The following is a 24,473-nucleotide window of genomic DNA, read 5'->3' on the forward strand; positions in this document are numbered from 1 at the left end:
CGCTTCAGTTGGCCGCCGGACCCGCCAGCAGGTAGTGCGCGGCGATCCCCGCGAACAGCACGCCGCCGAGCCAGTTGTTGTGCCGGAACGCGGCGAAGCACGGCATCCGCTCGCGGCCCTTGATCAGCGTGTAGTGATACAGCGCGCAGCCGACCGCCGCCGTCCAGCCGGCCCAGTACGCGAGGCCGAAGCCGAGCGTCACGCCGATCCACACGTAGATGCCGAGCGTCGCCGCATAGCACGCCATCACGGCCGCGACGTCGAAGCGGCCGAACGTCAGCGCCGACGTGCGGATCCCGATCTTGATGTCGTCGTCGCGATCGACCATCGCGTATTCGGTGTCGTACGCGACCGACCAGAAAATGTTCGCGACCAGCATCACCCACGCGATCGTCGGCACCGTGTCCTGCACGGCCGCGAACGCCATCGGAATGCCGAAGCCGAACGCGATCCCGAGATACGCCTGCGGAATCGCGAAGAAACGCTTCATGAACGGATACGAACCCGCGACGAACAGCGCGACGACGGACAGCTCCTTCGTCAGCGTGTTGAGTGGCAGGATCAGCAGGAACGAGATGAATGCGAGCCCGACGGCGATCGCAACGGCTTCCCACGCACGGATCTTGCCCGACGTCAGCGGCCGGTCGGCCGTGCGCTTCACGTGGCGGTCGAAATCGCGGTCGGCGTAGTCGTTCATCGCGCAGCCGGCCGAGCGCATCAGCAGCGTGCCGAGCGAGAAGATCACGAGCAGCGGCCAGCGCGGATGGCCGTCGGACGCGATCCACAGCGCGTTGAGCGTCGGCCACAGCAGCAGCAGGCTGCCGATCGGCTTGTCCATCCGGACGAGCCGCAGATACAGGGGAAAGCGGGCAAGCATGGCGAGGCACCGGGAAGATAACCCCGGCATTTTAGAGCCGAGCGGTGCTTCGCGTCATGTCGGGGCGGCCCGCGGCGGCGGCCGCCCGGCGCGCCCGGGCCGCCCGGGCCCGCTGCGCAGGGCCGGGCCACGATTTGCGCCAATCAAGGGACGGATTCGATCACTCCGGATCGGGCGAGTCAGCGCGCCCTCCCCGGCCGCACCGTACTTACGCGAGCAGCGAGCGCAGCATCCACGCGGTTTTTTCATGCGTCTGCAGGTCGGCGGTCGGCTCGCCGAGTCGGCGATCGGGAAGATTCGCGCGCGCGGTTCGCACGACGGCCTCGTGCCCTTCGACGAGCGGGCGGATCATGTCTTCCGCCGCCGGCACGCCCTTCGCTTCCGGCACCGACGACAGTTTCGCGAAATCGCCGAAGGTACGCGTTCCTGTCCTTCCGGATTCGAGGCTACGCGCCGAACCGGATCGCGCCGTTCTCGATGACAGCCTGGCTGCCGTATTGCCAGGTGATGTTGCGGTGTTCATGTCCGATCGGCAGACCCGAGTAGATCGGCAGGCCGAAGCCGCCCAGCACGTCGACAAGCATCTGCTCGAGCGTGAAATCCGCGCCGTCCGGGATCGGGCAGCGCGTGAATTGCCCGAGCACGAACGCACGGGCTCCGTCGAACGCGCCGCTCAGACGCAGTTGCGTCAGGCTGCGGTCGAGCCGGTAGCCCAACTCCGTCACGTCCTCCAGCAGCACGATCGCGTCGCGTGAGCGAAGCGACCAGCGCGTACCCGCGACGCTCGCGAGTACCGTCACGTTGCCGCCGCACAGACGTCCCCGCACGGCACCAGGGGCGCCGGACAAATGCCGCAGACTCAGCGCGGCGCGTTCGTCGCCGGTCAGCACAGCGCGAATGTCGGCGCGCGTCGCGTCGTCGACCTTGGTCGCCAGACTGTGAAACGTCGGGCCATGCAGCAAACGCACGCCGGGCCGATCCGCGAGTGCGCAGAACAGTGACGTCGCGTCGGAAAAGCCGATGATCGTCTTTGGCGTTGCGATCTCGTCGGGCAAGTGCTCAAGCAAATGCGCACAACCGAATCCCCCCCGCGCGAGCCACACGATCTCGATCGACGGATCCATCAGGGTGCGCCGCAGGTCGTCCGCGCGCTCCTCGGCGGTACCGGCGAAATAGCGGTACCGGCTGCCGAGATGCGCGCCCGCCCTGACCTCGAAGCCCCAACTTTCGACGAGCGCAATGCCACGCGCGATGCCTTCCGGATCGGGCACACCCGCAGGCGCGACCACGCCCACTGCCTTGCGTCGTGATTCCATTGAATGGCTACCTGGATGATGGAGAACCTGCCGAATATATCCGACACCGCTTGCTGACGGCTCGGCCTTGTCACGCAGCGTCGTGCGCGCGGGGATGACGATCGCCGGCGTCCGCGAAACCGCTGCGTTGCCAGCGCCGCTTGAGAATCACCGTCGCGGCAAAATCGCCGACCGATCGACGCGGCTCCCGTTCGATCGACGAACCAGGCAGCACGTCGAGCGGATGCACCTCGGAGCCGCCGGCGTTGCGGGCCCTTCCCGGCGTCAACGCGTCGGTCGGTAACCAGTCAGTCATGTCGAACGCAGGGAATCGTACCCATCCCATCGGACGTACGCGCAAGCATTCAAGCAGGATGTGATCAGGGAGACGTTGGCGCCCGGCATGTCGGTGTCGATTGTTGCGCGCCGGCACGACATCAACGCCAATGTGGCGTCCTGATGGCGCGAGCAATATCGTCAGTGCATCGTCAACCAGGTAGATCCGGATCGATCGTGGGTCTTCGTGGGCATGTTGCGGACTCCTCACTCAACGAACCGGAGCAATTCACGCGAATCTGTTGCCCTGCATGCCGACACCGCACCCCCGTATGGCTCGCCACTGCAGCGTGGCGTGCGATCCGCCGCGCTCAGGCGGCGGCGATCGCGTGCAGCGCCTGCGACACCAGTTCGGCCGCACCGCCGACGACGATCGCGAATCCGACTACGTACCGCGCGATCTCGGCCGGCGCCCGCACCTTCGGTGCCGCCAGTGCGGCGCGCATGTTCAGCATCATTTGCGTCATGATCGTCACTCCTTCAATGAAATCCAGGATCGGGACGAAACGGCCGGCCGGACGACCGGCCGTTTCCCGTTACTGCCTCACCGTGCTACTGCACGGCAATGCTCACGCGAGGTCGAAGCGGTCGAGGTTCATCACCTTGTTCCAGGCCGCGACGAAGTCACGCGCGAACTTCTCCTTCGCATCCGCGCTGCCGTACACCTCGGCCAGCGCACGCAGCTGCGCATGCGAGCCGAATATCAGGTCGACGCGCGTGCCGGTCCACTTCACCTTGCCCGTCGCGCGATCGCGCCCTTCGAACACGTCGTTCGCGGCCGACACCGGCTTCCATTCCGTGCCCATGTCGAGCAGGTTCACGAAGAAGTCGTTCGTCAGCGCTTCCGGACGATCGGTGAACACGCCGTGCTTCGCGTCGCCGGCGTTCGCACCGAGCACGCGCATGCCACCGACGAGCACCGTCATCTCGGGCGCGCTCAGCGTCAGCAGTTGCGCCTTGTCGACCAGCAGCGCCTCGGCCGGCGTCTTGTACGCGCTCTTCAGGTAGTTGCGGAACCCGTCAGCCACCGGTTCGAGCACGGCCATCGCTTCGATATCGGTCTCTTCCTGCGATGCATCCGCACGGCCCGGTGCGAACGGCACCGTCACCGCGACGCCCGCGTTCTTCGCGGCCTGCTCGACGCCGGCCGCACCGGCCAGCACGATCAGGTCGGCGAGCGACACCTTCTTGCCGCCCGTCTGCGCATCGTTGAACGCCTTCTGCACGCCTTCGAGCGTCGCGAGCACCTTCGCGAGTTCAGCCGGACGGTTCACTTCCCAGTCCTTCTGCGGGGCGAGGCGGATGCGCGCACCGTTCGCGCCGCCGCGCTTGTCCGATCCGCGGAACGTCGCGGCCGACGCCCATGCCGTCGACACGAGCTGCGACACCGACAGGCCCGTCGCCAGCACCTTCGCCTTCAGCGCGGCAACGTCGGCGTCGTCGATCAACGGGTGATCGACTGCCGGGATCGGGTCCTGCCACAGCAGGTGTTCCGCCGGCACTTCCGGGCCGAGATAACGGGAGCGCGGGCCCATGTCGCGGTGCGTGAGCTTGAACCAGGCACGCGCGAACGCATCGGCGAACTCGGCCGGGTTCTCGTAGAAACGGCGCGAGATCTTTTCGTAGGCCGGGTCGAAACGCAGCGACAGGTCGGTCGTCAGCATCGTCGGGCGATGCTTCTTCGACGCGTCGAACGCATCGGGAATCACTTCGCCGGCGTCCTTCGCGACCCACTGGTGCGCACCGGCCGGGCTCTTCGTGAGCTCCCACTCGTAGCTGAACAGGTGCTTGAAGAAGTCGTTGCTCCACTTCGTCGGCGTCGACGTCCACGTGACTTCGAGGCCGCTCGTGATCGCGTCCTTGCCCTTGCCCGTGCCGAACGTGCTCTTCCAGCCGAGACCCTGCTCCTCGAGGCCCGCGGCTTCCGGCTCGGGGCCGACGTTCGACGCCGGACCGGCACCGTGCGTCTTGCCGAACGTATGGCCGCCCGCGATCAGCGCGACCGTCTCTTCGTCGTTCATCGCCATCCGCGCGAACGTCTCGCGGATGTCATGCGCGGCGGCGACCGGATCGGGGTTGCCGTCCGGGCCTTCCGGGTTCACGTAGATGAGGCCCATCTGCACGGCGGCGAGCGGGCTTTCGAGCTCACGCTTGCCCGAGTAGCGGCTGTTCGGGCCGCCGCTCAGTTCCAGCCAGATCTTTTCCGAGCCCCAGTAGACGTCGTCCGGTTCCCACGTATCGACGCGGCCGCCGGCATAGCCGAAGGTCTTGAAGCCCATCGATTCGAGCGCGACGTTGCCGGTCAGGATCAGCAGGTCGGCCCACGAAATGTTGCGGCCGTACTTCTGCTTGATCGGCCACAGCAGCCGGCGTGCCTTGTCGAGGCTGACGTTGTCCGGCCAGCTGTTGAGCGGCGCGAAGCGCTGCTGCCCGCCGCCCGCGCCGCCGCGGCCGTCGGCCGTGCGGTACGTGCCGGCGCTGTGCCAGGCCATGCGGATGAACAGGCCGCCATAGTGGCCGAAGTCGGCCGGCCACCAGTCCTGCGACATCGTCATCAGGGCGTGCAGGTCCTTCTTCACCGCCGCGAGGTCCAGCTTGCTGAACGCTTCCGCGTAGTCGAAATCCTTGTCCATCGGATCGGACAGCGCCGAATGGCGGTGCAGGATGTTCAGGTTGAGCTGATTCGGCCACCAGTCCTTGTTCGTCGTGCCGCCACCAGCGGTGTGGTTGAACGGGCACTTCGTTTCGTTCGACATGCGATTTCTCCTTGGCTTGCTCGTATGACTCCACCGGTTCGCTCCGGCGGCATGCCGGGTGCGGTTGGTGGAGTGTCATTGCGGGGATGGGAAACGGAACAGGTTGATTCTCCTGTCGTACTACGGGATGTCGCGCGGGGCCTGTAACGCGCGTTCCCGCTGCGACGCGCCGCAGGCGGGACGCTCGGGGAACCGGCTGCCGGCAGGCGTCGTGACGACGCCGCGGGCGGAATTCCAGCTTTCGGACATGCGATGCTCCCTCATGGCTTGATGGCGGGTGAATCGGGGGAACACTGAACCGGCGCGCGGCGGCGTTCAACCGCCATACACACGGTCCGCGAGGTACGCGAACGCAATCGGACGCAGGCTGCGAACCGCCGCCCTGGCGCGATGTACGACCGCGTCGCGCGGCGGGATGTTCCGCTGCGCGTGCTGCAATACCGACCGCATCATGACATCCTCCTTTGACGCTTGCACTCAGCGTGCAGACCGGTCGTCGACAGGACACCGATCCATGGAGAGGATTCTATATACGTCTATCGATTGCTTGAATTTAATTAATTTCATCTATGCGATAGAGAAAAATAAACGGGGTCGCAAGACCCCGTTCATTGGGTTGCCGCACGCGCATGCCGCAGCGTGCTCAGTTCATCGTCGCCGGCATGTCGAGCTTCGCGACACCCGGCAGCTCGCAGGCGGAAATCGCGTCGCTGATCGCGTCGATCGCGGGCATCCGCGTGAAGCTCTTGCGCCACACGAGCACCACGCGGCGGTCGGGCACCGGCTCGTTGAACGGCACGTACGACAGCAGTTCGGCATCGGGGCCGTTCGCGCGCGGGCCGATCTCGGCAACCGACATTCGCGGCAGCACCGTGATGCCGACGCCGCTCGCGACCATGTGGCGGATCGTCTCGAGCGACGAGCCCTCGAAGGTCTTCTGGATGCCGTCGGCCGTCTGCGAGAAGCGCATCAGCTCCGGGCACACGCCGAGCACGTGATCGCGGAAGCAGTGACCGTTGCCGAGCAGCAGCATGGTTTCCTGCTTCAGGTCCTCGGCGTCGATCTCTTCGCGCTTCTCCCACGGATGGCCGGCCGGCAGCGCGACGACGAACGGTTCGTCGTACAGCGGGCGCACCATCAGGCCGGTTTCCGGAAACGGCAGTGCCATGATCGCGGCGTCGATCTCGCCCTGCTTCAGCAGTTCGAGCAGCTTGAGCGTGTAGTTTTCCTGCAGCATCAGCGGCATCTGCGGGACACGCTGGATCATCTGCTTGACGAGCGTGGGCAGCAGGTACGGCCCGATCGTGTAGATCACGCCAAGGCGGAACGGGCCGACCAGCGGATCCTTGCCCTGCTTCGCGATCTCCTTGATCGCGAAAGTCTGCTCGAGTACGCGCTGCGCCTGCGTGACGATCTGGTCACCGATCGGCGTCACGCTCACTTCGCTCGCGCCGCGCTCGAAAATCTGCACGTTCAGCTCGTCTTCGAGCTTCTTGATCGCCACCGACAGCGTCGGCTGGCTCACGAAGCAGGCTTCGGCCGCACGGCCGAAATGCCGTTCGCGCGCGACCGCGACGATGTATTTCAATTCAGTCAGCGTCATTGTGGGTCAATCAGAGATATACAGGCGATAGGTTTAATTTATACACCCTGTGACACCGGTTCGCCAAGTTTCTCTGCATCGGAATGCGTCGAATGGCGATTCCGGATCCGGCCCCAGCCCGCGGATCAGGCTTTCAGATACTGCTCCCGCGCGCCGAGCCAGCGCGCGAGATGCTGCGTGACGATTTCGGGATACGCGGCAATCAGCCGCGTCGCGGCTTCGCGGGCCGGATCGATCAGCCAGCCGTCGGTCTCGAGGTTCGCGAAGCGCAGCATCGCCGCGCCCGACTGGCGGGCGCCGAGGAATTCGCCGGGGCCGCGGATCTCGAGGTCGCGCCGCGCGATCTCGAAGCCGTCGGTCGTCTCGCGCATCGTCTTCAGCCGCTCGCGGCCGGTGAGCGACAGCGGCCCCGTGTACAGCAGCACACACACCGACGCCGCGGTGCCGCGCCCGACCCGGCCGCGCAACTGGTGCAGCTGCGCGAGGCCGAAGCGCTCCGCGTGTTCGATCACCATCAGCGACGCGTTCGGCACGTCGACGCCGACCTCGATCACGGTCGTCGCGACGAGCAGCTGCACTTCGTTGCGCGTGAACGCTTCCATCACGGCCGCCTTGTCGGCCGGCGACAGCCGGCCGTGCACGAGCCCGACCTTCAGCTCCGGGAGCGCGGCGGCCAGCGTCTCGTAAGTCTCGACGGCCGTCTGCAGCTGCAGCGTCTCGCTCTCCTCGATCAGCGGGCACACCCAGTACACCTGGCGCCCGGTCAGCGCGGCCTCGCGCACGCGGGCGATCACCTCCTCGCGCCGCGCATCGCCGACGAGGCGCGTCAGCACCGGCGTGCGGCCCGGCGGCAGCTCGTCGATCGTCGAGACCTCGAGATCCGCGTAATACGTCATCGCGAGCGTGCGCGGAATCGGCGTGGCCGACATCATCAACTGGTGCGGCTGGAAGTCGCGCGCGCCGTTGGCCGCGTTCGCGGCCTTCGCCCGCAGCGCGAGCCGCTGCTCGACGCCGAAGCGGTGCTGCTCGTCGACGATCACGAGGCCGAGCCGGGCGAATTCGACCGTGTCCTGGATGATCGCGTGCGTGCCGATCACGAGCTGCGCGGTGCCGAGCGCAGCCGCCTCGATCGCCGCGCGCTTCTCTTTCGCCTTCAGGCTGCCCGCGAGCCACGCAACCGTGACGCCGAGCGGCTCGAGCCACGCGCGCAGCTTGCGCGCGTGTTGCTCCGCGAGGATTTCGGTGGGCGCCATCAGCGCGGCCTGGTAGCCGGCGTCGATCGCCTGCGTGGCGGCCAGCGCCGCGACCACCGTCTTGCCGCTGCCGACGTCGCCCTGCAGCAGGCGCTGCATCGGGTGCGCGAGCGTGAGATCGCGCGCGATCTCGTCGACGACGCGCGCCTGCGCGCCCGTCAGCGTAAACGGCAGCGCGGCATAGAGCCGGGTCGTCAGCGCATCGGCATCGCTCGCGGTGCGGCGCGGCATCGCGGGCGCCGCGCGCGTGCGGCGCTCCTCGTGCGCGCGCTTGAGCGACAGCTGCTGCGCGAGCAGCTCCTCGAACTTGATGCGCGTCCACGCCGGATGCGAGCCGTCCATCAGCGCGGCTTCGTCGGAATCGACACGCGGGTGGTGCAGGATGCGCACCGCCTGCTCGAGCGTCGGCACGTCGAGCGGCTTCAGGTAGTCGCGCTGGATCTCGGGCGGCAGCAGCTCGGGCAGCGGCGTGCGCTCCACCGCGTTCTCGATCGCCTTGCGCAGGTACGCCTGCGACACGCCGGCCGTGCTCGGATAGACGGGCGTGAGCACCTGCGGCAGCGGCGCATCGGCTTCAACGACGCGCACGGCCGGATGCACCATCTCCATCCCGAAAAAACCGCCGCGCACGTCGCCGCGCACGCGCAGCCGCTGGCCGACGGCCATCTGCTTGACCTGCGAGCCGTAGAAATTGAGGAAGCGCAGCACGAGCTGCTCGCCGTCGTCGTCCTGGATCTTCACGACGAGCTGGCGGCGCGGGCGATACGCGACCTCGTTGTCGAACACGACCCCTTCCGTCTGCGCGATGCCGCCCGGCAGCAGCTCGCCGATCGGCGTGAGCGTGGTTTCGTCCTCGTAGCGCATCGGTAGATGCAGCACGAGATCGATCGAGCGCGTGAGGCCGAGCTTCGCGAGCTTGTCGACGGTCTTCACGGGCTTGTCGGCGGCCGGCTTCTTCTTGCGCTTCGCACTGGCCGGGCCTGCCGCGCCGGCCTCGCCCGCTGCATCGCCCGCAGCGGCGCCGTCGGCATCGGGCGCGGCGGCCGCCGGCTGCGCGAGCCTGCCGTCGGCGCCGCGCTTCGGGCCGGCACGGCGTGGCACGGTGCGCGCCGCCGTGTCGTGCACGGGCGGCGCAGCGTCCTCCGCGTCGAACGGATCGGCGGAATCGGCAACGGCAGCGGAGGAACGGCGTGGTGACACAGGCATCGGATCGTCTGGGTGCTTCGCAAGGCAAGTACAATAGCGGCTTTCACGTCGTCCGAACGAACGACGCCGGCCAGGCCGCGCATCCCGCCATCATAGCGGCTCGCGCGCCCCATTCATGCGTTTCCGCCCTGTCGGCGGCGCCCGCCGGCCGTTTCGAACCAGCCCGCATGTTCACGCTTTCCGATTTCGATTTCAATCTGCCGCCCGAGCTGATTGCGCAAACCGCGCTGCCCGACCGCACCGCGAGCCGCCTGCTCGAGGTCGACGGCACCGTCGAGCCCGCTCGCCTCGTCGACCGCCGCTTCGCCGAGCTGCCGTCGTGCATCGCGCCCGGCGACCTGCTCGTGTTCAACGATACCAAGGTGCTGAAGGCGCGGTTCTTCGGCCAGAAGGCCAGCGGCGGCAAGATCGAGGTGCTGGTCGAGCGCGTGACCGGCACACACACGGCGCTCGCGCAGATCCGCGCAAGCAAGTCGCCGGGCGCCGGCACGACGCTGCGTCTCGCCGATGCGTTCGACGTGACCGTCGGCGAGCGCGTCGAGCCGTTCTTCACGCTGATCTTCCCCGAGCCGTGCCTCGATCTGATCGAGCAGTACGGCCGCCTGCCGCTGCCGCCCTATATCGAGCACGATCCGGACGCGACCGACGAGACGCGCTACCAGACCGTCTACGCGAGCAATCCGGGGGCGGTCGCCGCACCCACGGCCGGCCTGCACTTCGACCAGCCGATGCTCGACCGGCTCGACGCGATGGGCGTCGAACGCGCGACGCTGACGCTGCACGTCGGTGCCGGCACGTTCCAACCGGTGCGCGTCGACAACATCGCCGAGCACAAGATGCACAGCGAGTGGTACGACCTGCCGCAGTCGCTCGTCGACAAGATCGCCGCGACCCGCGCGCGCGGCGGCAACGTGATCGCGGTCGGCACGACGTCGATGCGCGCGCTCGAAGCCGCGGCGCGCGCCGCCGACGAAGCGGGCCGCCCGCTCGCGGCCACGCAGGCCGAGACCGACATCTTCATCACGCCGGGCTATCGTTTCCGCGTGGTCGACCGGCTCGTCACGAACTTCCACCTGCCGAAGTCGACGCTGCTGATGCTGGTGTCCGCGTTCGCGGGCGTCGAGACGATCCGGGCCGCGTACCGTCACGCGATCGCCGAACGCTACCGCTTCTTCAGCTACGGCGACGCGATGCTGCTCACGCGGCGCGACACGCCGGAGGCGCCGCGCGCGTAGCACGACAGGCGCGAAAATGCAGCGGCCCGCGATTGCGCAGCGGCCGTTGCGCCTCGCGCTGCCGCACGCCGCGTGGGTGTCTCCGCGCTGTTACCCCCGCGCGGTTGCCCCGTTTCCCTTGGTACGCGCTACGATGGCGCGCATCTGTTTTTCCCCGCCGCCGGCCTGCCGGCGGCGTTTCCAACATGCGCCGGACTGTTTTCCGGTAGCAAGGAGAATGACGCGATGACCGAAGGTTCATCCCACGATACGCACGATACGCACGCCCCCGTGCAGGACCGCCCCGCAAACGGGCTCGAATTCGAACTGCTGACGACCGACGGCCACGCGCGCCGCGGCCGCGTGAAGCTCAATCACGGCGTGGTCGAGACGCCGATCTTCATGCCGGTCGGCACGTACGGCACCGTGAAGGCGATCCAGCCGCGCGAGCTGCACGAGATCAAGGCCCAGATCATTCTCGGCAACACGTTCCACCTGTGGCTGCGCCCGGGCCTCGACACGATCGACGCGCACGGCGGCCTGCACGGCTTCATGGGCTGGAACAAGCCGATCCTGACCGACTCGGGCGGCTTCCAGGTGTTCTCGCTCGGCGACCTGCGCAAGATCACCGAGGACGGCGTCACGTTCGCGTCGCCGATCAACGGCGACAAGCTGTTCCTGTCGCCGGAAGTGTCGATGCAGATCCAGAAGGTGCTGAACTCCGACGTCGTGATGCAGTTCGACGAGTGCACGCCGTACGCGACCAACGGCGTGCCGACCACGCACAAGGAAGCGGCCGACTCGATGCGCATGTCGCTGCGCTGGGCGAAGCGCTCGCTCGACGAATTCAACCGGCTCGGCAACCCGAACGCGCTGTTCGGGATCGTCCAGGGCGGCATGTTCGAGGACCTGCGCGACGAATCGCTCGCGGGCCTCGCGGAACTCGGCTTCCACGGCCTCGCGATCGGCGGGCTGTCGGTCGGCGAACCGAAGGAAGACATGATGCGCGTGCTGCGCCACGTGGGCCCGAAGCTGCCGGCCAACAAGCCGCACTACCTGATGGGTGTCGGCACGCCGGAGGACCTGGTCGAGGGCGTCGCGAACGGCGTCGACATGTTTGACTGCGTGATGCCGACCCGCAACGCCCGCAACGGCTGGCTCTTCACGCGCTTCGGCGACGTGAAGATCCGCAACGCGACGCACAAGAACTCGCTGAAGCCGCTCGACGCGAGCTGCTCGTGCTACACGTGCCAGAACTTCTCGCGCGGCTACCTGCATCACCTGCACCGCGTCGGCGAGATCCTCGGCGCGCAGCTCAACACGATCCACAACCTGCACTACTACCTGCAGTTGATGAGCGAGATCCGCGACGCGATCGAGACCCACACGTTCGACGCGTTCCGCCAGCGCTTCGCGGAGGATCGCGCGAGAGGCGTCGACTGACGGGCCGGTTGCCCGCGCCGCGGCCCGTCACATAGGACGAGTACTAAATAACGCGTCCCAACTGTCGAATCCGGCCGCCAAACATTACAATTGCCTTTCCAAACGAGTCGCAACGGTACCGGTTCACGCTTTAACAGCTTGATCCGAAAGCGCATTTGCCGAGCCGTTTGCGCATGGGGCCGGTGGTAGAATAACCGGCTTATTTTTCGATCTTCCCCTACGGAGAGACCAACGTGCCGTTCATTTCCAACGCGTTCGCGCAAGGTGCCGGTGGCGCCGAATCGAGCCTGATGAGCTTCCTGCCGCTCATCCTGATGTTTGCCGTGCTCTACTTCATCATGATCCGTCCGCAGATGAAGCGTCAGAAGGAGCACCGCAACATGCTCGCGGCCATGGCCAAGGGCGACGAAGTCGTCACGAGCGGCGGCCTCGTGGGCAAGGTGACGAAGGTCACCGAAGGCTACATCGGCGTCGAGATCGCCGAAGGCACCGAAATCACCGTGCAGAAGGCCGCGGTCACGACCATTCTGCCGAAGGGCACGATCAAGTCGCTGTAAGCCCTTCACCGAGCGTCCGGCATCCCGCGCCGTGCCCGCCTGAGAGAGCGGGCCGCCGCGGCGCCGGACGCGACGCTTTCACGCCAACCACCCGTTCGGCTCCCTCATGAATCGTTATCCACTCTGGAAATATGTCGTGATGGTCGTGGCGCTCGCCATCGGCCTTCTGTACACATTGCCCAACTTCTTCGGCGAAGCGCCGGCGGTGCAGGTGTCGAGCGGCAAGGCCACGGTCAAGCTCGACTCGACCACGCTGACCCAGGTCGAATCGGCGCTCGCCGCCGCGCAGATCACGCCGGACGACGTCACCTTCGAGAACACGGCGACCAACGCGAACATCCGCGTGCGCCTGAAGGACACCGATACGCAGCTGCGCGTCAAGGACCTGCTGCAGAAGTCGCTGAACGCCGACCCGAACGATCCCCAGTACGTCGTCGCGCTGAACCTGCAGAGCGCGTCGCCGCGCTGGCTGACCGCGCTGCACGCGCTGCCGATGTATCTCGGCCTCGACCTGCGTGGCGGCGTCCACTTCCTGCTCCAGGTCGACATGACGGGCGCGCTCACGAAGAAGCTCGATTCCGACGCGTCCGACGCGCGCACGCTGCTGCGCGACAAGAACATCCGCGACGGCGGCGTGAGCCGCGTCGACCAGTCCGTGGTCGTCAATTTCAGCGATGCGCAGACGGCGGAAGACGCCCGCAAGGTGCTCGCGCTGTCGATCACCGAACTGCAATGGGCGACCCAGCCCGGCGGCGGCGGCACGCAGGTCGTCGGCACGTTTACGCCGGCCGTGCAGAAGTCCGTCGAGGACGCCGCGCTCAAGCAGAACCTGACGACGCTCCACAACCGCGTGAACGAACTCGGCGTGTCGGAGCCGATCCTGCAGCAGCAGGGCAGCGACCGTATCGTCGTCGAGCTGCCGGGCGTGCAGGACACCGCGAAGGCGAAGGACATCATCGGCCGCACCGCGACGCTCGAGGCACGCCTCGCCGACCCGATCAACACGCACCCGAACCCGAACGACCCGGTGCCGCCGGGCGAAGAACTGTTCACGCAGGGCAACCAGGCGCCCGTGCTGCTGAAGAAGGAAGTGATCTTCACGGGCGACCGCATCATCGATGCATCGGCCGGTTTCGACGATCACCAGCGTCCGTCGGTCAACATCCGCCTCGATTCGGCGGGCGGCCGCTCGGTGCGCGCGGTGTCGCGCGAGAACATCGGCAAGCCGATGGCGATGGTGCTGTTCGAGAAGGGCAAGGGCGAGGTGCTGACGGTCGCGACGATCCAGTCTGAGCTCGGCGACCGCTTCCAGATCACGGGCCAGCCGACGCCGCAGGCCGCAGCCGACCTCGCGCTGCTGCTGCGCGCCGGTTCGCTCGCCGCGCCGATGGACATCATCGAGGAACGCACGATCGGCCCGAGCCTCGGCGCCGACAACATCAAGATGGGCGTCCACTCGGTGATCTGGGGCTTCTGCGCGATCGCCGTGTTCATGATCGCGTACTACATGCTGTTCGGCGTGATCTCGGTAATCGGCCTGTCGGTGAACCTGCTGCTGCTCGTCGCCGTGCTGTCGCTGATGCAGGCCACGCTGACGCTGCCCGGTATCGCCGCTATCGCGCTCGCCCTCGGTATGGCGATCGACTCGAACGTGCTGATCAACGAGCGCGTGCGTGAAGAACTGCGCGCCGGCCAGCCGCCGCAGCTCGCGATCCAGTCGGGCTACGCGCACGCATGGGCGACGATTCTCGACTCGAACGTCACGACGCTGATCGCCGGCCTCGCGCTGCTCGCGTTCGGCTCGGGCCCGGTTCGCGCGTTCGCGATCGTGCACTGCCTCGGTATCCTGACGTCGATGTTCTCCGCGGTGTTCTTCTCGCGCGGGATCGTCAACCTCTGGTACGGCGGCCGCAAGAAGCTGAAGTCGCTCGCGATCGGCCAGGTGTGGAAGCCGGAAGGCGCCGCTGCCGCCGCACCGTTCGCCGAGGCGGACGATGCGACCGACACCGCGCGTGCCGCGAAGCTCGCCGCGCCCGCGAAGGGCAACGCGCCGCGCACCGGCAAGCCGCAGCTGCGCAACCGCGCGCAGCAAGGCGTGTCGCCGAAGAAACCGGGCTCGACCCAATAAGGCCCCGGAGAAGACCATGGAATTTTTCCGCATCCGTAAAGACATTCCGTTCATGCGGCACGCGCTGGTGTTCAACGTGATCTCGCTGGTCACGTTCCTCGCCGCCGTGTTCTTCCTGTTCCACCGCGGGCTGCACCTGTCCGTCGAATTCACCGGCGGGACGGTGATCGAGGTGCAGTACCAGCAGGCCGCCGAACTCGAACCCGTGCGCGCGACGCTCGGCAAGCTCGGCTACGTCGACGCGCAGGTGCAGAACTTCGGCACGTCGCGCAACGTGCTGATCCGGCTGCAGCTGAAGGAAGGCCTCACGTCCGCTCAGCAGAGCGACCAGGTGATGAGCGCGCTGAAGGCACAGAGCCCGGACGTCACGCTGCAACGCGTCGAATTCGTCGGCCCGCAAGTCGGCCGCGAACTCGCGACCGACGGCCTGCTCGCGCTCGCGTGCGTCGTGATCGGCATCGTGATCTACCTGTCGTTCCGCTTCGAGTGGAAGTACGCGGTGGCCGGCATCATCGCCAACCTGCACGACGTCGTGATCATTCTCGGCTTCTTCGCGTTCTTCCAGTGGGAGTTCTCGCTGGCGGTGCTCGCGGCCATCCTCGCGGTGCTCGGCTACTCGGTCAACGAGTCGGTCGTCATCTTCGACCGGATCCGCGAAACGTTCCGCCGCGAACGCAAGATGACCGTGCAGGAAGTGATCAACCACGCGATCACGACCACGATGTCGCGTACGATCATCACGCACACGTCGACCGAAATGATGGTGCTGTCGATGTTCTTCTTCGGCGGCCCGACGCTGCACTACTTCGCCCTCGCGCTGACGGTCGGCATCATGTTCGGCATCTACTCGTCGGTGTTCGTCGCGGGCTCGCTCGCGATGTGGCTCGGCATCAAGCGCGAAGACCTGATCAAGGAAAAGAAGACTGCGCACGATCCGGACGATCCCAACGCAGGCGCGCAGGTTTAAGCGCCACGCTGCTTCGGCACGGACGAAAAGCCGGCCCGGTTGGGCCGGTTTTTTTTCGCCCGTATTTTCGCCCGTACCGCCGGCGTGGAACGCGCAGCCCGCGCGCCCGGCCCGGTCACTCGCGTCGGCTACAATCGTGACCGTCTCGCCGGCCGTGCGCCGGCGGGACAGCACCTTCGCCCTCCGTTCCAACGTGCGGTCCCGATGATGCCTTCTACGCGTGCCGTTCTTCGCCTTGCCGTTTGCGCAGCCGTCACGGCCGCGTTCCTGCCGTGCGCGTCACCGGTCGGTGCGCAACAGCCGGCGCCCGCCCCGCCCGCTTCTGCTCCCGCCGCCTCATCCTCGTCATCCGCCTCACCCGCCACGGCCCGGCCGCCTTCGCCCTGCCCGCCCGACTGGGAGCCGCAGATCTGCGAGCTCAAGGCGGCGGTGGAAGTGCTGAAGCGGCAGCACCTGACCGACGTCGACATCGGCGCGCTGCTCGACGCCACGACCCACGCGGGAATCAAGACGCTGCCGTACGCGCGTTTCTTCGATGCGAAGGAGGAGCAGGAGCGGCGCGAAGACGAACGGCGCGCGCGCGACGGCACGCCCGGCATCGGCATCGTCTTCGAGACGCGGCCCGACGGGCTGCACATCGTCGACGTGATTCCCGACGCGCCCGCGGAACAGGCCGGCGTGCGCCCCGACGATCTCGTCGTCGCGATGAACGATACGAGCGTCGTCGGCATCGACGCCGCCGACCTGACCAAACTCGCCAAGGGCGACGCGGGTGTGCCGCTGAAGCTCACGGTACAGCGCGGCCCGTCGCACGCGATGCTGAGCTTCGCGCCCGTGCGGACGATCCTCAAGCCGCACCCCGCGACCGCGAAACGGCTCGCCGGCGACATCCTGTACACGCGGCTGTCGAGCTTTCCGGAACCCGCCGTCGGCGCCTACATCGACGCGGTGCAGGCCGCACGCCGCGCGGGGCCGCCCGTGAAAGGCGTGATCCTGGACCTGCGCATCAACGGCGGCGGCGCGCTCAATGCGGCGATCGGCATCACCGCGCTGTACGCGGGCCGCGATCGCACCGCGATGGTGACGGTCGAGCGCGGCGACGCCAACCGGCGCCGCTACACGACCAACTGGCCCGATTACGCGTTGCCGGTCATGCACGGACAGGACCCGCTCGCGCCGTTGCAGGCCGACGACTGGTGGCGCACCGTGCCGCTCGTCGTGCTCGTCGACGGACAGAGCGCGTCGGCCGCCGAAGCGACCGCGGCGGCGCTGAAGGATCTCGGCCGCGCGAAGCTGCTCGGCATGCCGACCTACGGAAAGGGGCTCGCGCAGACGGGCGTCGACCTGATCGACGGTACGCGCCTGAATTTCACGTTCGCGCGCAACCTGCGGCCGAACGGCTGCCCGATGGACGGCTACGGCGTCGTGCCCGACTGGCTCGTGCCGCCGCGCCGCGACTCGGACGTCGACGGCGTGCTGCTGTGGTACCGCGAAGCCGATCTCCCGCGCGCGCCGTATGCGGACCGGCTGGCGCCCGACCCGTTCGCGAAGGTGCGCAAGGAGCGGCAGAAGCTGCGCGAGCAGCGTGCGCTTGCAAAGATCGACTCGGCGAAGAGTGCGGCGCTGCCGCAGCGCGAGTTCGGCACGGCCTCCGACTGGCAGCTCGGGCAGGCCCTTGCCGCGCTCGCGGGGCGCCCAGTGCGAACCATCGACGCCAAGCCGCAACTGATGCCCGCGCAGCCCGTGTGCGAGCGCGCCGGCACCTGACGCGCGCCGCCTGCCCTGTCACCGGAAGCCGAACCGCCGGCGCAGCACGACCAGCGCCGCGAGGCTCAGCACGGCCGCGAACATCAGGTAGAAGCTCGGCGCCGTCTTCATCCCGGTCGCCTTGATCAGCCACGCGATGATGAACGGCCCGAAGCCGCCGAAGATCGTCACCGCGACGTTATAGGCGAGCGACATCCCGGTCGTGCGCGTCTGCACCGGGAACACTTCGGACAACAAACCCGGCAGCGCCGCGAAGTAACCCGTCATCAGGAATGCGAGCAGCACCTGCAGGGCGATCAGCGTGCCGAAGCCCGGATGGGCGACCAGGTACGCGAATGCCGGATAGATCAGCACGAGGATGCCGATCGCCGGCGCGATCATCACGCGCACGCGGCCGTAAGTGTCCGACCAGTGGCCGACGAGCGGTGCGAACACCATCTGGATCACGCCGACGACGAGGATCGCCGCGAATGCGGCCGACGGCGCGAGGCCGAGCTGCTTCACGCCGTAGGTCGGCATGAACAGCACGAGATAGGTCGCGACGGTGCCGAGCACGACCACGCCCATCGCGGCGACGAGACGCGCCTTGTGCGACGCGAACGTGTCCCGCAGCGGGTTCGCGGTGCCTTCCGCCGCGAGGAATTCGGGCGTCTCGTCGACCTTCGTGCGGATGTAGTACGCGACCGGCCCGAGCAGCAGGCCGAAGAAGAACGGCACGCGCCAGCCCCACGACGCCATCTGCGCGGCCGAGAGCTGCGCGTTCAGCACGGTGCCGAAGCCGGCGGCGAGCAGCGTCGTGAGCCCCTGGCTCGCGACCTGCCAGCTCGCGAAGAAGCCGCGCCGGCCCGGCACGTGTTCGGCGAGGAACGCGGTCGCGCTGCCGAATTCGCCGCCGGCCGAGAAACCCTGCATCAGCCGCGCGGCGACGAGGATCACCGGCGCCGCGACGCCGATCGCCCCGTAGGTCGGCAGCACCGCGATGATCAGCGTGCCGGCCATCATCAGCAGGATCGACAGCGTGAGCGCGGCCTTGCGGCCCGCGCGGTCGGCGTACGCGCCGAGCACGATCGCGCCGAGCGGGCGCATGAAGAACGACACGCCGAACGTGCCGAGCGTGAGCAGCAGCGACACGGTGTCGTTGCCGGCCGGAAAGAACAGCTTCGAGATCGTCACCGCGAAAAAACCGTAGACGACGAGATCGAACCACTCGAGCGCATTGCCGATCGACGCGGCGACCACCGCGCGCCACACGCGCGGCGACGAGGCAATGGGACGGGACTGCGTGACGGCATGCATCGGCGATCTCCTTGTCGTTGTACGTTCTGTTCGAGGCGGCCGCGGCCACGCGTGCGCCGTCGGCGCCGCCCGGGCGCCGCGAGCGGCGCTCGGGCGATTATAGGCGCGCAAAAAAAACCGCCGCGCCCGTGGAACGGGAACGCGGCGGTTGGCGCGCGACGGGCCGGCACGGCGGCCGACCCGGCTGGCGGTATTACTGCTGCTTGACGGCTTCGGCCGTGATCAGCAGCTTCGTCTTCATCTTGAAGCCGTACTGCTTGCCGTAGTCGAGGCCGAAATCGTCGCGGCTGAATTCGCCGACCGCGTCGACGCCGCAGACTTCACGCTTGAGCATCGGATGCGGCATGCACTTGAACGAGTCGATCTTCAGCGTCAACGGCTTCGTGACGCCATGCAGCGTCAGGTTGCCGACCACCGACACCGGCTTGTCACCGTCGAACTTGATCGTGCCCTTGTAGTTCGCCTGCGGGAACTTCGCGACGTCGAAGAATTCGTTCGTCTGCAGGTGCTCGTCGAGCTTCGCGCTGCCGGTGTGGATCGACGCGATGTCGGTCGTCACGTCGACCGTACCCGTCTTCGCCGCGCGATCGAGCGTCACGGTGCCGCTCGACTTGTCGAACTTGCCGCGCCAGACCGACAGGCCGCCGAAGTGGTCGGCCTCGAAGCTCGGGTACGTGTGGGACGGATCGAACTGGTAGGTTGCGCTGTCGGCGAATGCCGAGAACGACAGCGTGGCAGCCAGTGCGCCCGCGGCGATCATCAGATGCTTTTTCAACTCTTTCTCCTTGGAACGGCGCCGCGCCCTCGCGCGGCATTCGGGTGATGCGATGGTTCGCCGCTTACTTCGTGGCGACGAGATGGAACTTGATCTGCACTTCGTCCGCGACGACCGACGTGTCCTTCCATTCGCCGGTGCCGACGTTGAAGGCCGAACGCTTGATCGGCAGCACGCCGTCGAACGTCTGCGTCGCGCCGTTCTGCGTGACCGTGACGGGCACCGTGACGGTTTCGGCCTTGCCCTTGATCGTCAGCTTGCCGGTCACGTTGTACTTGTTACCGCCGGCCGGTGCGATCGCCGACGACACGAACGTCGCCTGCGGGAATGCCTTCGCGTCGAACCAGTCCTTGCCGGCGACCTGGTCGTTGTACATCTTGTCGCCGAGGTCATAGCTCGCGACGTCGATCGTCATCTGGGCGCTGCCCTGCGTGGCCTTCGCCGGATCGAACTTCACCTGCGCGGAAAACTTCTTGAACGCGCCTTCGGTCGGCACGTTCATCTGCTTCGACACGGCAGACACCTTGCTCTTCGCGAGATCGACATCGGCGTGCGCCGCGCCCGACGCGACAAGTGACACCGCGGCGAGCGCAGTCAGCATGGAGCGGGAGAAAGACACTTTCATGGGATCCTTCATTTGGCAAAGGGAAGCATCCGCGACAGCAGGCCGTCGCGGTCCAACAACTGGTGCTTGAGCGCCGCGAGCACGTGCATCGCGACGAGCGCAAGCAGAATGTAATTCAAGGACACGTGGAGCGTCTTGAAGGTTTCCTTCAGCACCGGATCGGGGTCGATCAGCCGCGGCAGCGGCACGATGCCCAGGTAGACGACCGGGATGTTCGAGGCCGAGCTGTACAGGTAGCCCGTCACGGGGATCACGATCATCAGCACGTACAGCAGCATGTGCACGCCGTGCGATACCACGCGCTGCCACGCCGGCGTATCGGCCGGCAGCGGCGGCGGCACGTGGGTCGCCCGCCACAGCACGCGGATGACGGCCAGCGCGAACACCGTCACGCCGATCCACTTGTGCCACGAGAAGTACTTCAGCTTGGTCGGCGTGAAGCCGGGGATGTCGGTCATCACCCAGCCGAGCGCGAAGCCGCAGATGATCAGCAGCGCGATCAGCCAGTGCAGCGCGATCGCGGTATGCGCATAACGTGCCGGCACGGCCGGCGGCGATTTCGATACCATCCTGGATTCCTCAGTTCAGCGAACAGCCGCGCCGGCCATTCGTCCGACGCTTGTCAAGGGCGCCATGCTACCGCAACCTTTTGACGCGCGCGGACTCTGAGGACAGGCATGTCAGCCGGCCGACAGCTTCCCGTCATGTTACCGGTCGGTCACAAACCGCACGATCCTTGACACGCCGAAAAGGCCCTTTTGGTAAGATTGGCGCGGGTTCCGGCCCCGTCGACGCGTGTCCCCGGCCGTCGCACAACTGCCTTTTCCATGCAACGATACGACCTGATTGCCTGCCACGAGTGCGACGCACTGTTGCACAAACCGCGCCTGAGCGGCCGCGAAATCGCGCGTTGCCCGCGCTGCGACGCGCTGCTTTATCGCAACAGCGCGGCGCAGATCGAGCGGATCTGCGCGCTCGCGCTCGCGGCACTGATCACGTTCACGATTGCCCAGGCGTTCCCGATCCTCGAAATGGACGTGAACGGCAACCGCGTGCAGACCACGCTGATCGGCGCGATCGACTCGCTGTGGCGCCAGGATATGGCGATCGTCGGCGTGATGGTGTTCTGCTCGACCGTGCTGTTCCCGCTCGTCGAGATGGCCGCGCTGCTGTACCTGCTGCTGCCGATCCGCCGCGGGGTCGTGCCGCCCGGTTTCAACCTCGTGCTGCGCGCGATCGAGATGGTGCGGCCGTGGGGGATGATCGAGGTATTCATGCTCGGAATCCTCGTCACGATCGTCAAGATGGTGAGCCTCGCGCGCGTCGTGCCGGAAGCCGCGCTGTTCGCGTTCGCCGCGCTCACGCTGATGATCGCCGTGGTGCTGATGTTCGATCCGCGCACGCTGTGGGACATCGTCGACGACCTGCGCACCGGGCGCTCGGCCGGGCAGCCCGACGCCACCCCGTCGCCGGAAGCCGCCCGCCGATGACGATCCCGACCGCCGCCCGCGAGGGCTACGTCAGCTGCCACACGTGCGGGCTCGTGCAGACGCTCGACCATCCGCACGCGCATTGCGCGCGCTGCGGCAGCGCGCTCCATTTCCGCACGCCGAACAGCCTGATGCGCACGTGGGCGCTGCTGCTCGCGGCCGCGATCCTGTACATTCCGGCGAACCTGCTGCCGATCATGCGCACCGCGTCGATCGTCGGCTCGCAGGAAGACACGATCATGAGCGGCGTCATCTATTTCTGGGTGTCGGGCGACTGGCCGCTCGCCGTCGTCGTGTTCGTCGCGAGCATCCTCGTGCCGATGCTCAAGCTCGGCGTATTGCTGATCCTCGTGATCAGCGCGCAGCGCCGCACCGCATGGCGGCCGCAGCAGCGCACGCGGCTGTTCCGGATCGTCGAGCGCATCGGCCGCTGGTCGATGCTCGACATCTTCGTCGTGACGCTGACCGTCGCGCTCGTCCATTTCCGTTCGCTCGCCGTCATCACGGCCGGCCCCGGCGCACTCGCGTTCGGTTCCGTCGTGATCCTGACGATGCTCGCGTCGATGCAGTTCGATCCCCGCCTGATCTGGGATCCAGTCGAAACCTCAGGGAATCACCATGAATAGTCCACAAGGCCCGCAGCACGACGCGCCCCGGCCGCCCGATCCGGCGATCTCGACGAAAAGCGGCTGGCTGCCGTCGCTCGTCTGGCTCGTGCCGCTGATCGCCGCGCTGATCGGCATCGGCCTCGTGATCAAGTCCGTGCGCGAACGCGGCCCGGAAATCACGATCAGCTTCCACAGCGCCGAAGGGCTCGAGCCCGGCAAGACCCAGGTCAAGTACAAGGACGTCGAGATCGGCATGGTCAAGACGATCAAGCTGTCGAAAGACCTGTCGCGCGTGCTCGTCCAGGTGCAGCTCAAGAAGGAAGCCGAGGACTTCGCGGTCAAGGGCTCGCGCTTCTGGATCGTGCGGCCGCGCGTCGGCGCGACCGGCGTGTCGGGGCTCGGCACGCTGCTGTCGGGCGCGTACATCGGCGTCGACGCCGGCCGCGGCCAGGACACGCTGACCGATTTCACGGGCCTCGAGACGCCACCGGCCGTCACGGGCGACCAGAAAGGCACGCAGTACGTGCTGCGCGGCGATTCGCTCGGCTCGGTCGACATCGGCTCGCCGGTCTACTACCGCCGCGTGCAGGTCGGCCAGGTGGTCGGCTTCTCGCTCGACAAGGACGGCACGGGCGTCACGTTCAACGTGTTCGTCAATGCGCCGTACGACCAGTACGTCGGCATCAACTCGCGCTGGTGGCAGGCGAGCGGCGTCGACCTGCGGCTCGATTCGAGCGGCCTGAAGCTGAACACGCAGTCGCTCGCGACGGTGATCCTCGGCGGCATCGCGTTCCAGACGCCGCCGAACCAGGGCTCCGGCACGACCGCGCCGAACAACACCACGTTCCGCCTCGCGTCCGACGAGGGCGACGCGATGCGCGACCCGGACGGCCAGCCGCTGCAGGTCGTGATGAACTTCAACCAGTCGCTGCGCGGGCTCGCCGTCGGCGCGACGGTCGACTTCCGCGGCATCGTGCTCGGCGAAGTGACGAACATCGGCATCGACTTCGATCCGAAGACGAAGAACTTCCTGATGCCGGTGACGATGAACATCTATCCGGAACGCCTCGGCCGGCGCTTCCGCGAAACGATCGAGAGCAAGGGCGAACCGGCCCGCCGCGAGATCGTCGAGCGGCTCGTCCAGCACGGGCTGCGCGGCCAGTTGCGCACCGGCAACCTGCTGACGAGCCAGCTGTACGTCGCGCTCGACTTCTTCCCGAAGGCGCCGGCCGTGAAGATCGACACGGCACGCCAGCCGCTCGAGCTGCCGACCGTGCCGAACACGCTCGACGAGCTGCAGCTGCAGGTCGCCGACATCGCGAAGAAGCTCGACAAGGTGCCGTTCGACCAGATCGGCGCGAACCTGAACAGCGCGCTCGCGAACGCCGACAAGCTGTTCAAGCAGCTCGACACGCAGGTCGCGCCGGAAGCGCGCGACACGCTGTCGGCCGCGAAGCAGACCTTCTCGACCGCCGAAGCGACGCTGCAGCAGGATTCGCCGCTGCAGTCCGACGTGCGCGGCGCGCTGAAGGAACTCACGCGCACGCTGCAATCGCTGAACGCGCTCGCCGACTACCTCGAGCGTCACCCCGAATCGCTGCTCAAGGGCAAGCCAGGAGATCAACCATGACGACACGCGTGAACGGTTTCGCGAGCGGTGCTGCGGCGGTTGCCGCCGCCCTCGCGCTCGCCGCGTGCAGCTCGCCGCCCGCGCGGTTCTACACGCTCAGCCCGGCCGACGCCGCGGCGCCGCTGCGCACCGTGCCGGCCAACCCGGCGTTCCTGATCGAGGTGCCGTCCGTCGGCGTGCCCGAGCAGGTCGCGAAGAACCAGCTGGTCGTGCAGAAGAACGCCGCGCAGGTCGACGTGCTCGAGCAGGAACGCTGGGCATCGCCGCCCGCCGACGAGATCCGCCGTGCGCTGTCGGACGATCTCGCCGCGCGGCTCGGCACGATCGACGTCGCGAATTCCGCCTATCCGCCCGGCGTGCCCGTGTATCGCATCAGCGTGAACGTGCAGCGCTTCGAGTCGTGGCCGGGCAAACGGGCGGCGGTCGATGCGGTGTGGAGCGTGCGCTCGCTCGCCACGCAGGCCGTGATGACCTGCCGCACGAGCGTCGCCGAACCGGTCGCCGACGGCTACGACGCACTCGTCGCCGGCCACCGGCGCGCGCTCGACGTGATCGCCACGCAAGCCGCGGCCGGCGTGCGTGCCATGGCCGCGCGCCGTGGCGCATCGGCTGCCGCGGCACCCGCGGCCGGCGGCAAGACGGCCGCC

Annotated in this window: 22 protein-coding genes and 1 pseudogene; 10 read left to right on the forward strand and 13 right to left on the reverse strand. The window is 67.4% G+C overall.

Annotation, left to right across the window (positions count from 1 at the left end; genetic code table 11):
• Positions 1-4 precede the first annotated feature (4 nt).
• The 9 genes and pseudogenes from ubiA to recG form a co-directional block, all read right to left on the reverse strand.
• Positions 5-877, reverse strand: coding sequence for a 4-hydroxybenzoate octaprenyltransferase (ubiA, locus tag E9536_RS32225; protein ID WP_136472116.1), 873 nt, complete (start codon positions 875-877; stop codon positions 5-7).
• 208 nt (positions 878-1,085) lie between these two features.
• A pseudogene (locus E9536_RS32230) lies at positions 1,086-1,295 on the reverse strand (DNA starvation/stationary phase protection protein); the annotation flags it as partial.
• Positions 1,296-1,323: 28 nt separating this feature from the next.
• Complete coding sequence (locus tag E9536_RS32235; protein WP_060084057.1) at positions 1,324-2,193, reverse strand: LD-carboxypeptidase; 870 nt, start codon at positions 2,191-2,193, stop codon at positions 1,324-1,326.
• 70 nt (positions 2,194-2,263) lie between these two features.
• Complete coding sequence (locus E9536_RS42255; RefSeq protein ID WP_247873543.1) at positions 2,264-2,719, reverse strand: hypothetical protein; 456 nt, start codon at positions 2,717-2,719, stop codon at positions 2,264-2,266.
• 100 nt (positions 2,720-2,819) lie between these two features.
• Positions 2,820-2,975, reverse strand: a complete 156-nt coding sequence (locus E9536_RS41675; protein WP_021163864.1) for a hypothetical protein — start codon at positions 2,973-2,975, stop codon at positions 2,820-2,822.
• Positions 2,976-3,077: 102 nt separating this feature from the next.
• On the reverse strand, positions 3,078-5,264 hold the full coding sequence (katG, locus tag E9536_RS32245; RefSeq protein WP_136472118.1) for a catalase/peroxidase HPI: 2,187 nt from the start codon (positions 5,262-5,264) through the stop codon (positions 3,078-3,080).
• A gap of 120 nt (positions 5,265-5,384) precedes the next feature.
• A complete protein-coding gene (locus E9536_RS42585) occupies positions 5,385-5,513 on the reverse strand; it encodes a hypothetical protein (RefSeq protein WP_264168962.1) in 129 nt (42 codons plus the stop codon).
• Positions 5,514-5,907: 394 nt separating this feature from the next.
• Positions 5,908-6,867 (reverse strand): hydrogen peroxide-inducible genes activator, encoded by a 960-nt coding sequence (locus E9536_RS32250; protein ID WP_060084059.1) that lies wholly within the window; start codon positions 6,865-6,867, stop codon positions 5,908-5,910.
• 125 nt (positions 6,868-6,992) lie between these two features.
• Positions 6,993-9,326 (reverse strand): ATP-dependent DNA helicase RecG, encoded by a 2,334-nt coding sequence (gene recG, locus E9536_RS32255; RefSeq protein ID WP_124533911.1) that lies wholly within the window; start codon positions 9,324-9,326, stop codon positions 6,993-6,995.
• Between the two features lie 167 nt (positions 9,327-9,493).
• Here recG and queA point away from each other — a divergent pair, with 167 nt between their 5' ends.
• The 6 genes from queA to E9536_RS32285 all read left to right on the forward strand — a co-directional run bounded on the left by queA (position 9,494) and on the right by E9536_RS32285 (position 17,402).
• A complete protein-coding gene (queA, locus tag E9536_RS32260; RefSeq protein WP_059698802.1) occupies positions 9,494-10,561 on the forward strand; it encodes a tRNA preQ1(34) S-adenosylmethionine ribosyltransferase-isomerase QueA in 1,068 nt (355 codons plus the stop codon).
• A 225-nt stretch (positions 10,562-10,786) separates the two neighbouring features.
• Complete coding sequence (gene tgt / locus E9536_RS32265) at positions 10,787-11,983, forward strand: tRNA guanosine(34) transglycosylase Tgt (protein ID WP_027788335.1); 1,197 nt, start codon at positions 10,787-10,789, stop codon at positions 11,981-11,983.
• A 233-nt stretch (positions 11,984-12,216) separates the two neighbouring features.
• Positions 12,217-12,540 carry a preprotein translocase subunit YajC gene (gene yajC, locus E9536_RS32270; protein WP_006476868.1) on the forward strand — a complete coding sequence of 108 codons (324 nt, stop codon included), beginning with the start codon at positions 12,217-12,219 and terminating at the stop codon, positions 12,538-12,540.
• 106 nt (positions 12,541-12,646) lie between these two features.
• Positions 12,647-14,668 (forward strand): protein translocase subunit SecD, encoded by a 2,022-nt coding sequence (gene secD, locus E9536_RS32275; RefSeq protein ID WP_021163786.1) that lies wholly within the window; start codon positions 12,647-12,649, stop codon positions 14,666-14,668.
• Between the two features lie 16 nt (positions 14,669-14,684).
• Positions 14,685-15,635: a protein translocase subunit SecF gene (gene secF / locus E9536_RS32280; protein ID WP_027788337.1), complete on the forward strand. Its 951-nt coding sequence runs from the start codon at positions 14,685-14,687 to the stop codon at positions 15,633-15,635.
• 204 nt (positions 15,636-15,839) lie between these two features.
• The gene (locus E9536_RS32285) at positions 15,840-17,402 is read left to right on the forward strand and encodes a S41 family peptidase (RefSeq protein WP_211097516.1); all 1,563 of its coding nucleotides are present in this window, start codon (positions 15,840-15,842) and stop codon (positions 17,400-17,402) included.
• 18 nt (positions 17,403-17,420) lie between these two features.
• Here the strand turns inward: E9536_RS32285 and E9536_RS32290 are convergent, their stop codons facing one another.
• From E9536_RS32290 to E9536_RS32305, 4 genes are all read right to left on the reverse strand, one after another.
• Positions 17,421-18,698, reverse strand: a complete 1,278-nt coding sequence (locus tag E9536_RS32290) for an MFS transporter (RefSeq protein WP_059685217.1) — start codon at positions 18,696-18,698, stop codon at positions 17,421-17,423.
• Between the two features lie 193 nt (positions 18,699-18,891).
• Positions 18,892-19,473 (reverse strand): YceI family protein, encoded by a 582-nt coding sequence (locus tag E9536_RS32295; RefSeq protein WP_027788340.1) that lies wholly within the window; start codon positions 19,471-19,473, stop codon positions 18,892-18,894.
• A 64-nt stretch (positions 19,474-19,537) separates the two neighbouring features.
• Positions 19,538-20,098 carry a YceI family protein gene (locus E9536_RS32300; RefSeq protein WP_136472120.1) on the reverse strand — a complete coding sequence of 187 codons (561 nt, stop codon included), beginning with the start codon at positions 20,096-20,098 and terminating at the stop codon, positions 19,538-19,540.
• Positions 20,099-20,106: 8 nt separating this feature from the next.
• Positions 20,107-20,667: a cytochrome b gene (locus E9536_RS32305; protein WP_027788342.1), complete on the reverse strand. Its 561-nt coding sequence runs from the start codon at positions 20,665-20,667 to the stop codon at positions 20,107-20,109.
• Between the two features lie 258 nt (positions 20,668-20,925).
• On the opposite strand from E9536_RS32305, the gene E9536_RS32310 reads away from it, so the two are divergent.
• The 4 genes from E9536_RS32310 to E9536_RS32325 all read left to right on the forward strand — a co-directional run.
• Positions 20,926-21,588 carry a paraquat-inducible protein A gene (locus E9536_RS32310; protein WP_136472122.1) on the forward strand — a complete coding sequence of 221 codons (663 nt, stop codon included), beginning with the start codon at positions 20,926-20,928 and terminating at the stop codon, positions 21,586-21,588.
• Positions 21,585-22,214, forward strand: coding sequence for a paraquat-inducible protein A (locus E9536_RS32315; RefSeq protein ID WP_021156371.1), 630 nt, complete (start codon positions 21,585-21,587; stop codon positions 22,212-22,214). Before E9536_RS32310 ends, E9536_RS32315 begins: the two co-directional genes overlap by 4 nt.
• Positions 22,207-23,826 carry an MlaD family protein gene (locus E9536_RS32320; protein ID WP_136472124.1) on the forward strand — a complete coding sequence of 540 codons (1,620 nt, stop codon included), beginning with the start codon at positions 22,207-22,209 and terminating at the stop codon, positions 23,824-23,826. Before E9536_RS32315 ends, E9536_RS32320 begins: the two co-directional genes overlap by 8 nt.
• The coding region (locus E9536_RS32325) for a PqiC family protein (protein ID WP_136472126.1) at positions 23,823-24,473 on the forward strand (651 nt) is incomplete at its 3' end. The genes E9536_RS32320 and E9536_RS32325, both read left to right, overlap by 4 nt.

The sequence above is a fragment of the Burkholderia sp. LS-044 genome (assembly GCF_004803625.1).
GTDB lineage: Bacteria > Pseudomonadota > Gammaproteobacteria > Burkholderiales > Burkholderiaceae > Burkholderia > Burkholderia cepacia.

Bases quoted from the DNA above. Each gene is read 5' to 3' on its own strand.
- secD (WP_021163786.1), top strand. From the start codon at position 12,647: ATGAATCGTTATCCACTCTGGAAATATGTCGTGATGGTCGTGGCGCTC.
- E9536_RS32315 (WP_021156371.1), top strand. From the start codon at position 21,585: ATGACGATCCCGACCGCCGCCCGCGAGGGCTACGTCAGCTGCCACACG.
- E9536_RS32320 (WP_136472124.1), top strand. From the start codon at position 22,207: ATGAATAGTCCACAAGGCCCGCAGCACGACGCGCCCCGGCCGCCCGAT.
- katG (WP_136472118.1), bottom strand. From the start codon at position 5,264: ATGTCGAACGAAACGAAGTGCCCGTTCAACCACACCGCTGGTGGCGGC.
- tgt (WP_027788335.1), top strand. From the start codon at position 10,787: ATGACCGAAGGTTCATCCCACGATACGCACGATACGCACGCCCCCGTG.
- queA (WP_059698802.1), top strand. From the start codon at position 9,494: ATGTTCACGCTTTCCGATTTCGATTTCAATCTGCCGCCCGAGCTGATT.
- E9536_RS32285 (WP_211097516.1), top strand. From the start codon at position 15,840: ATGATGCCTTCTACGCGTGCCGTTCTTCGCCTTGCCGTTTGCGCAGCC.
- E9536_RS32250 (WP_060084059.1), bottom strand. From the start codon at position 6,867: ATGACGCTGACTGAATTGAAATACATCGTCGCGGTCGCGCGCGAACGG.
- E9536_RS32290 (WP_059685217.1), bottom strand. From the start codon at position 18,698: ATGCATGCCGTCACGCAGTCCCGTCCCATTGCCTCGTCGCCGCGCGTG.
- E9536_RS32300 (WP_136472120.1), bottom strand. From the start codon at position 20,098: ATGAAAGTGTCTTTCTCCCGCTCCATGCTGACTGCGCTCGCCGCGGTG.
- E9536_RS32310 (WP_136472122.1), top strand. From the start codon at position 20,926: ATGCAACGATACGACCTGATTGCCTGCCACGAGTGCGACGCACTGTTG.
- E9536_RS32305 (WP_027788342.1), bottom strand. From the start codon at position 20,667: ATGGTATCGAAATCGCCGCCGGCCGTGCCGGCACGTTATGCGCATACC.
- E9536_RS42585 (WP_264168962.1), bottom strand. From the start codon at position 5,513: ATGTCCGAAAGCTGGAATTCCGCCCGCGGCGTCGTCACGACGCCTGCC.
- E9536_RS41675 (WP_021163864.1), bottom strand. From the start codon at position 2,975: ATGACGCAAATGATGCTGAACATGCGCGCCGCACTGGCGGCACCGAAG.
- secF (WP_027788337.1), top strand. From the start codon at position 14,685: ATGGAATTTTTCCGCATCCGTAAAGACATTCCGTTCATGCGGCACGCG.
- ubiA (WP_136472116.1), bottom strand. From the start codon at position 877: ATGCTTGCCCGCTTTCCCCTGTATCTGCGGCTCGTCCGGATGGACAAG.
- recG (WP_124533911.1), bottom strand. From the start codon at position 9,326: ATGCCTGTGTCACCACGCCGTTCCTCCGCTGCCGTTGCCGATTCCGCC.
- E9536_RS32235 (WP_060084057.1), bottom strand. From the start codon at position 2,193: ATGGAATCACGACGCAAGGCAGTGGGCGTGGTCGCGCCTGCGGGTGTG.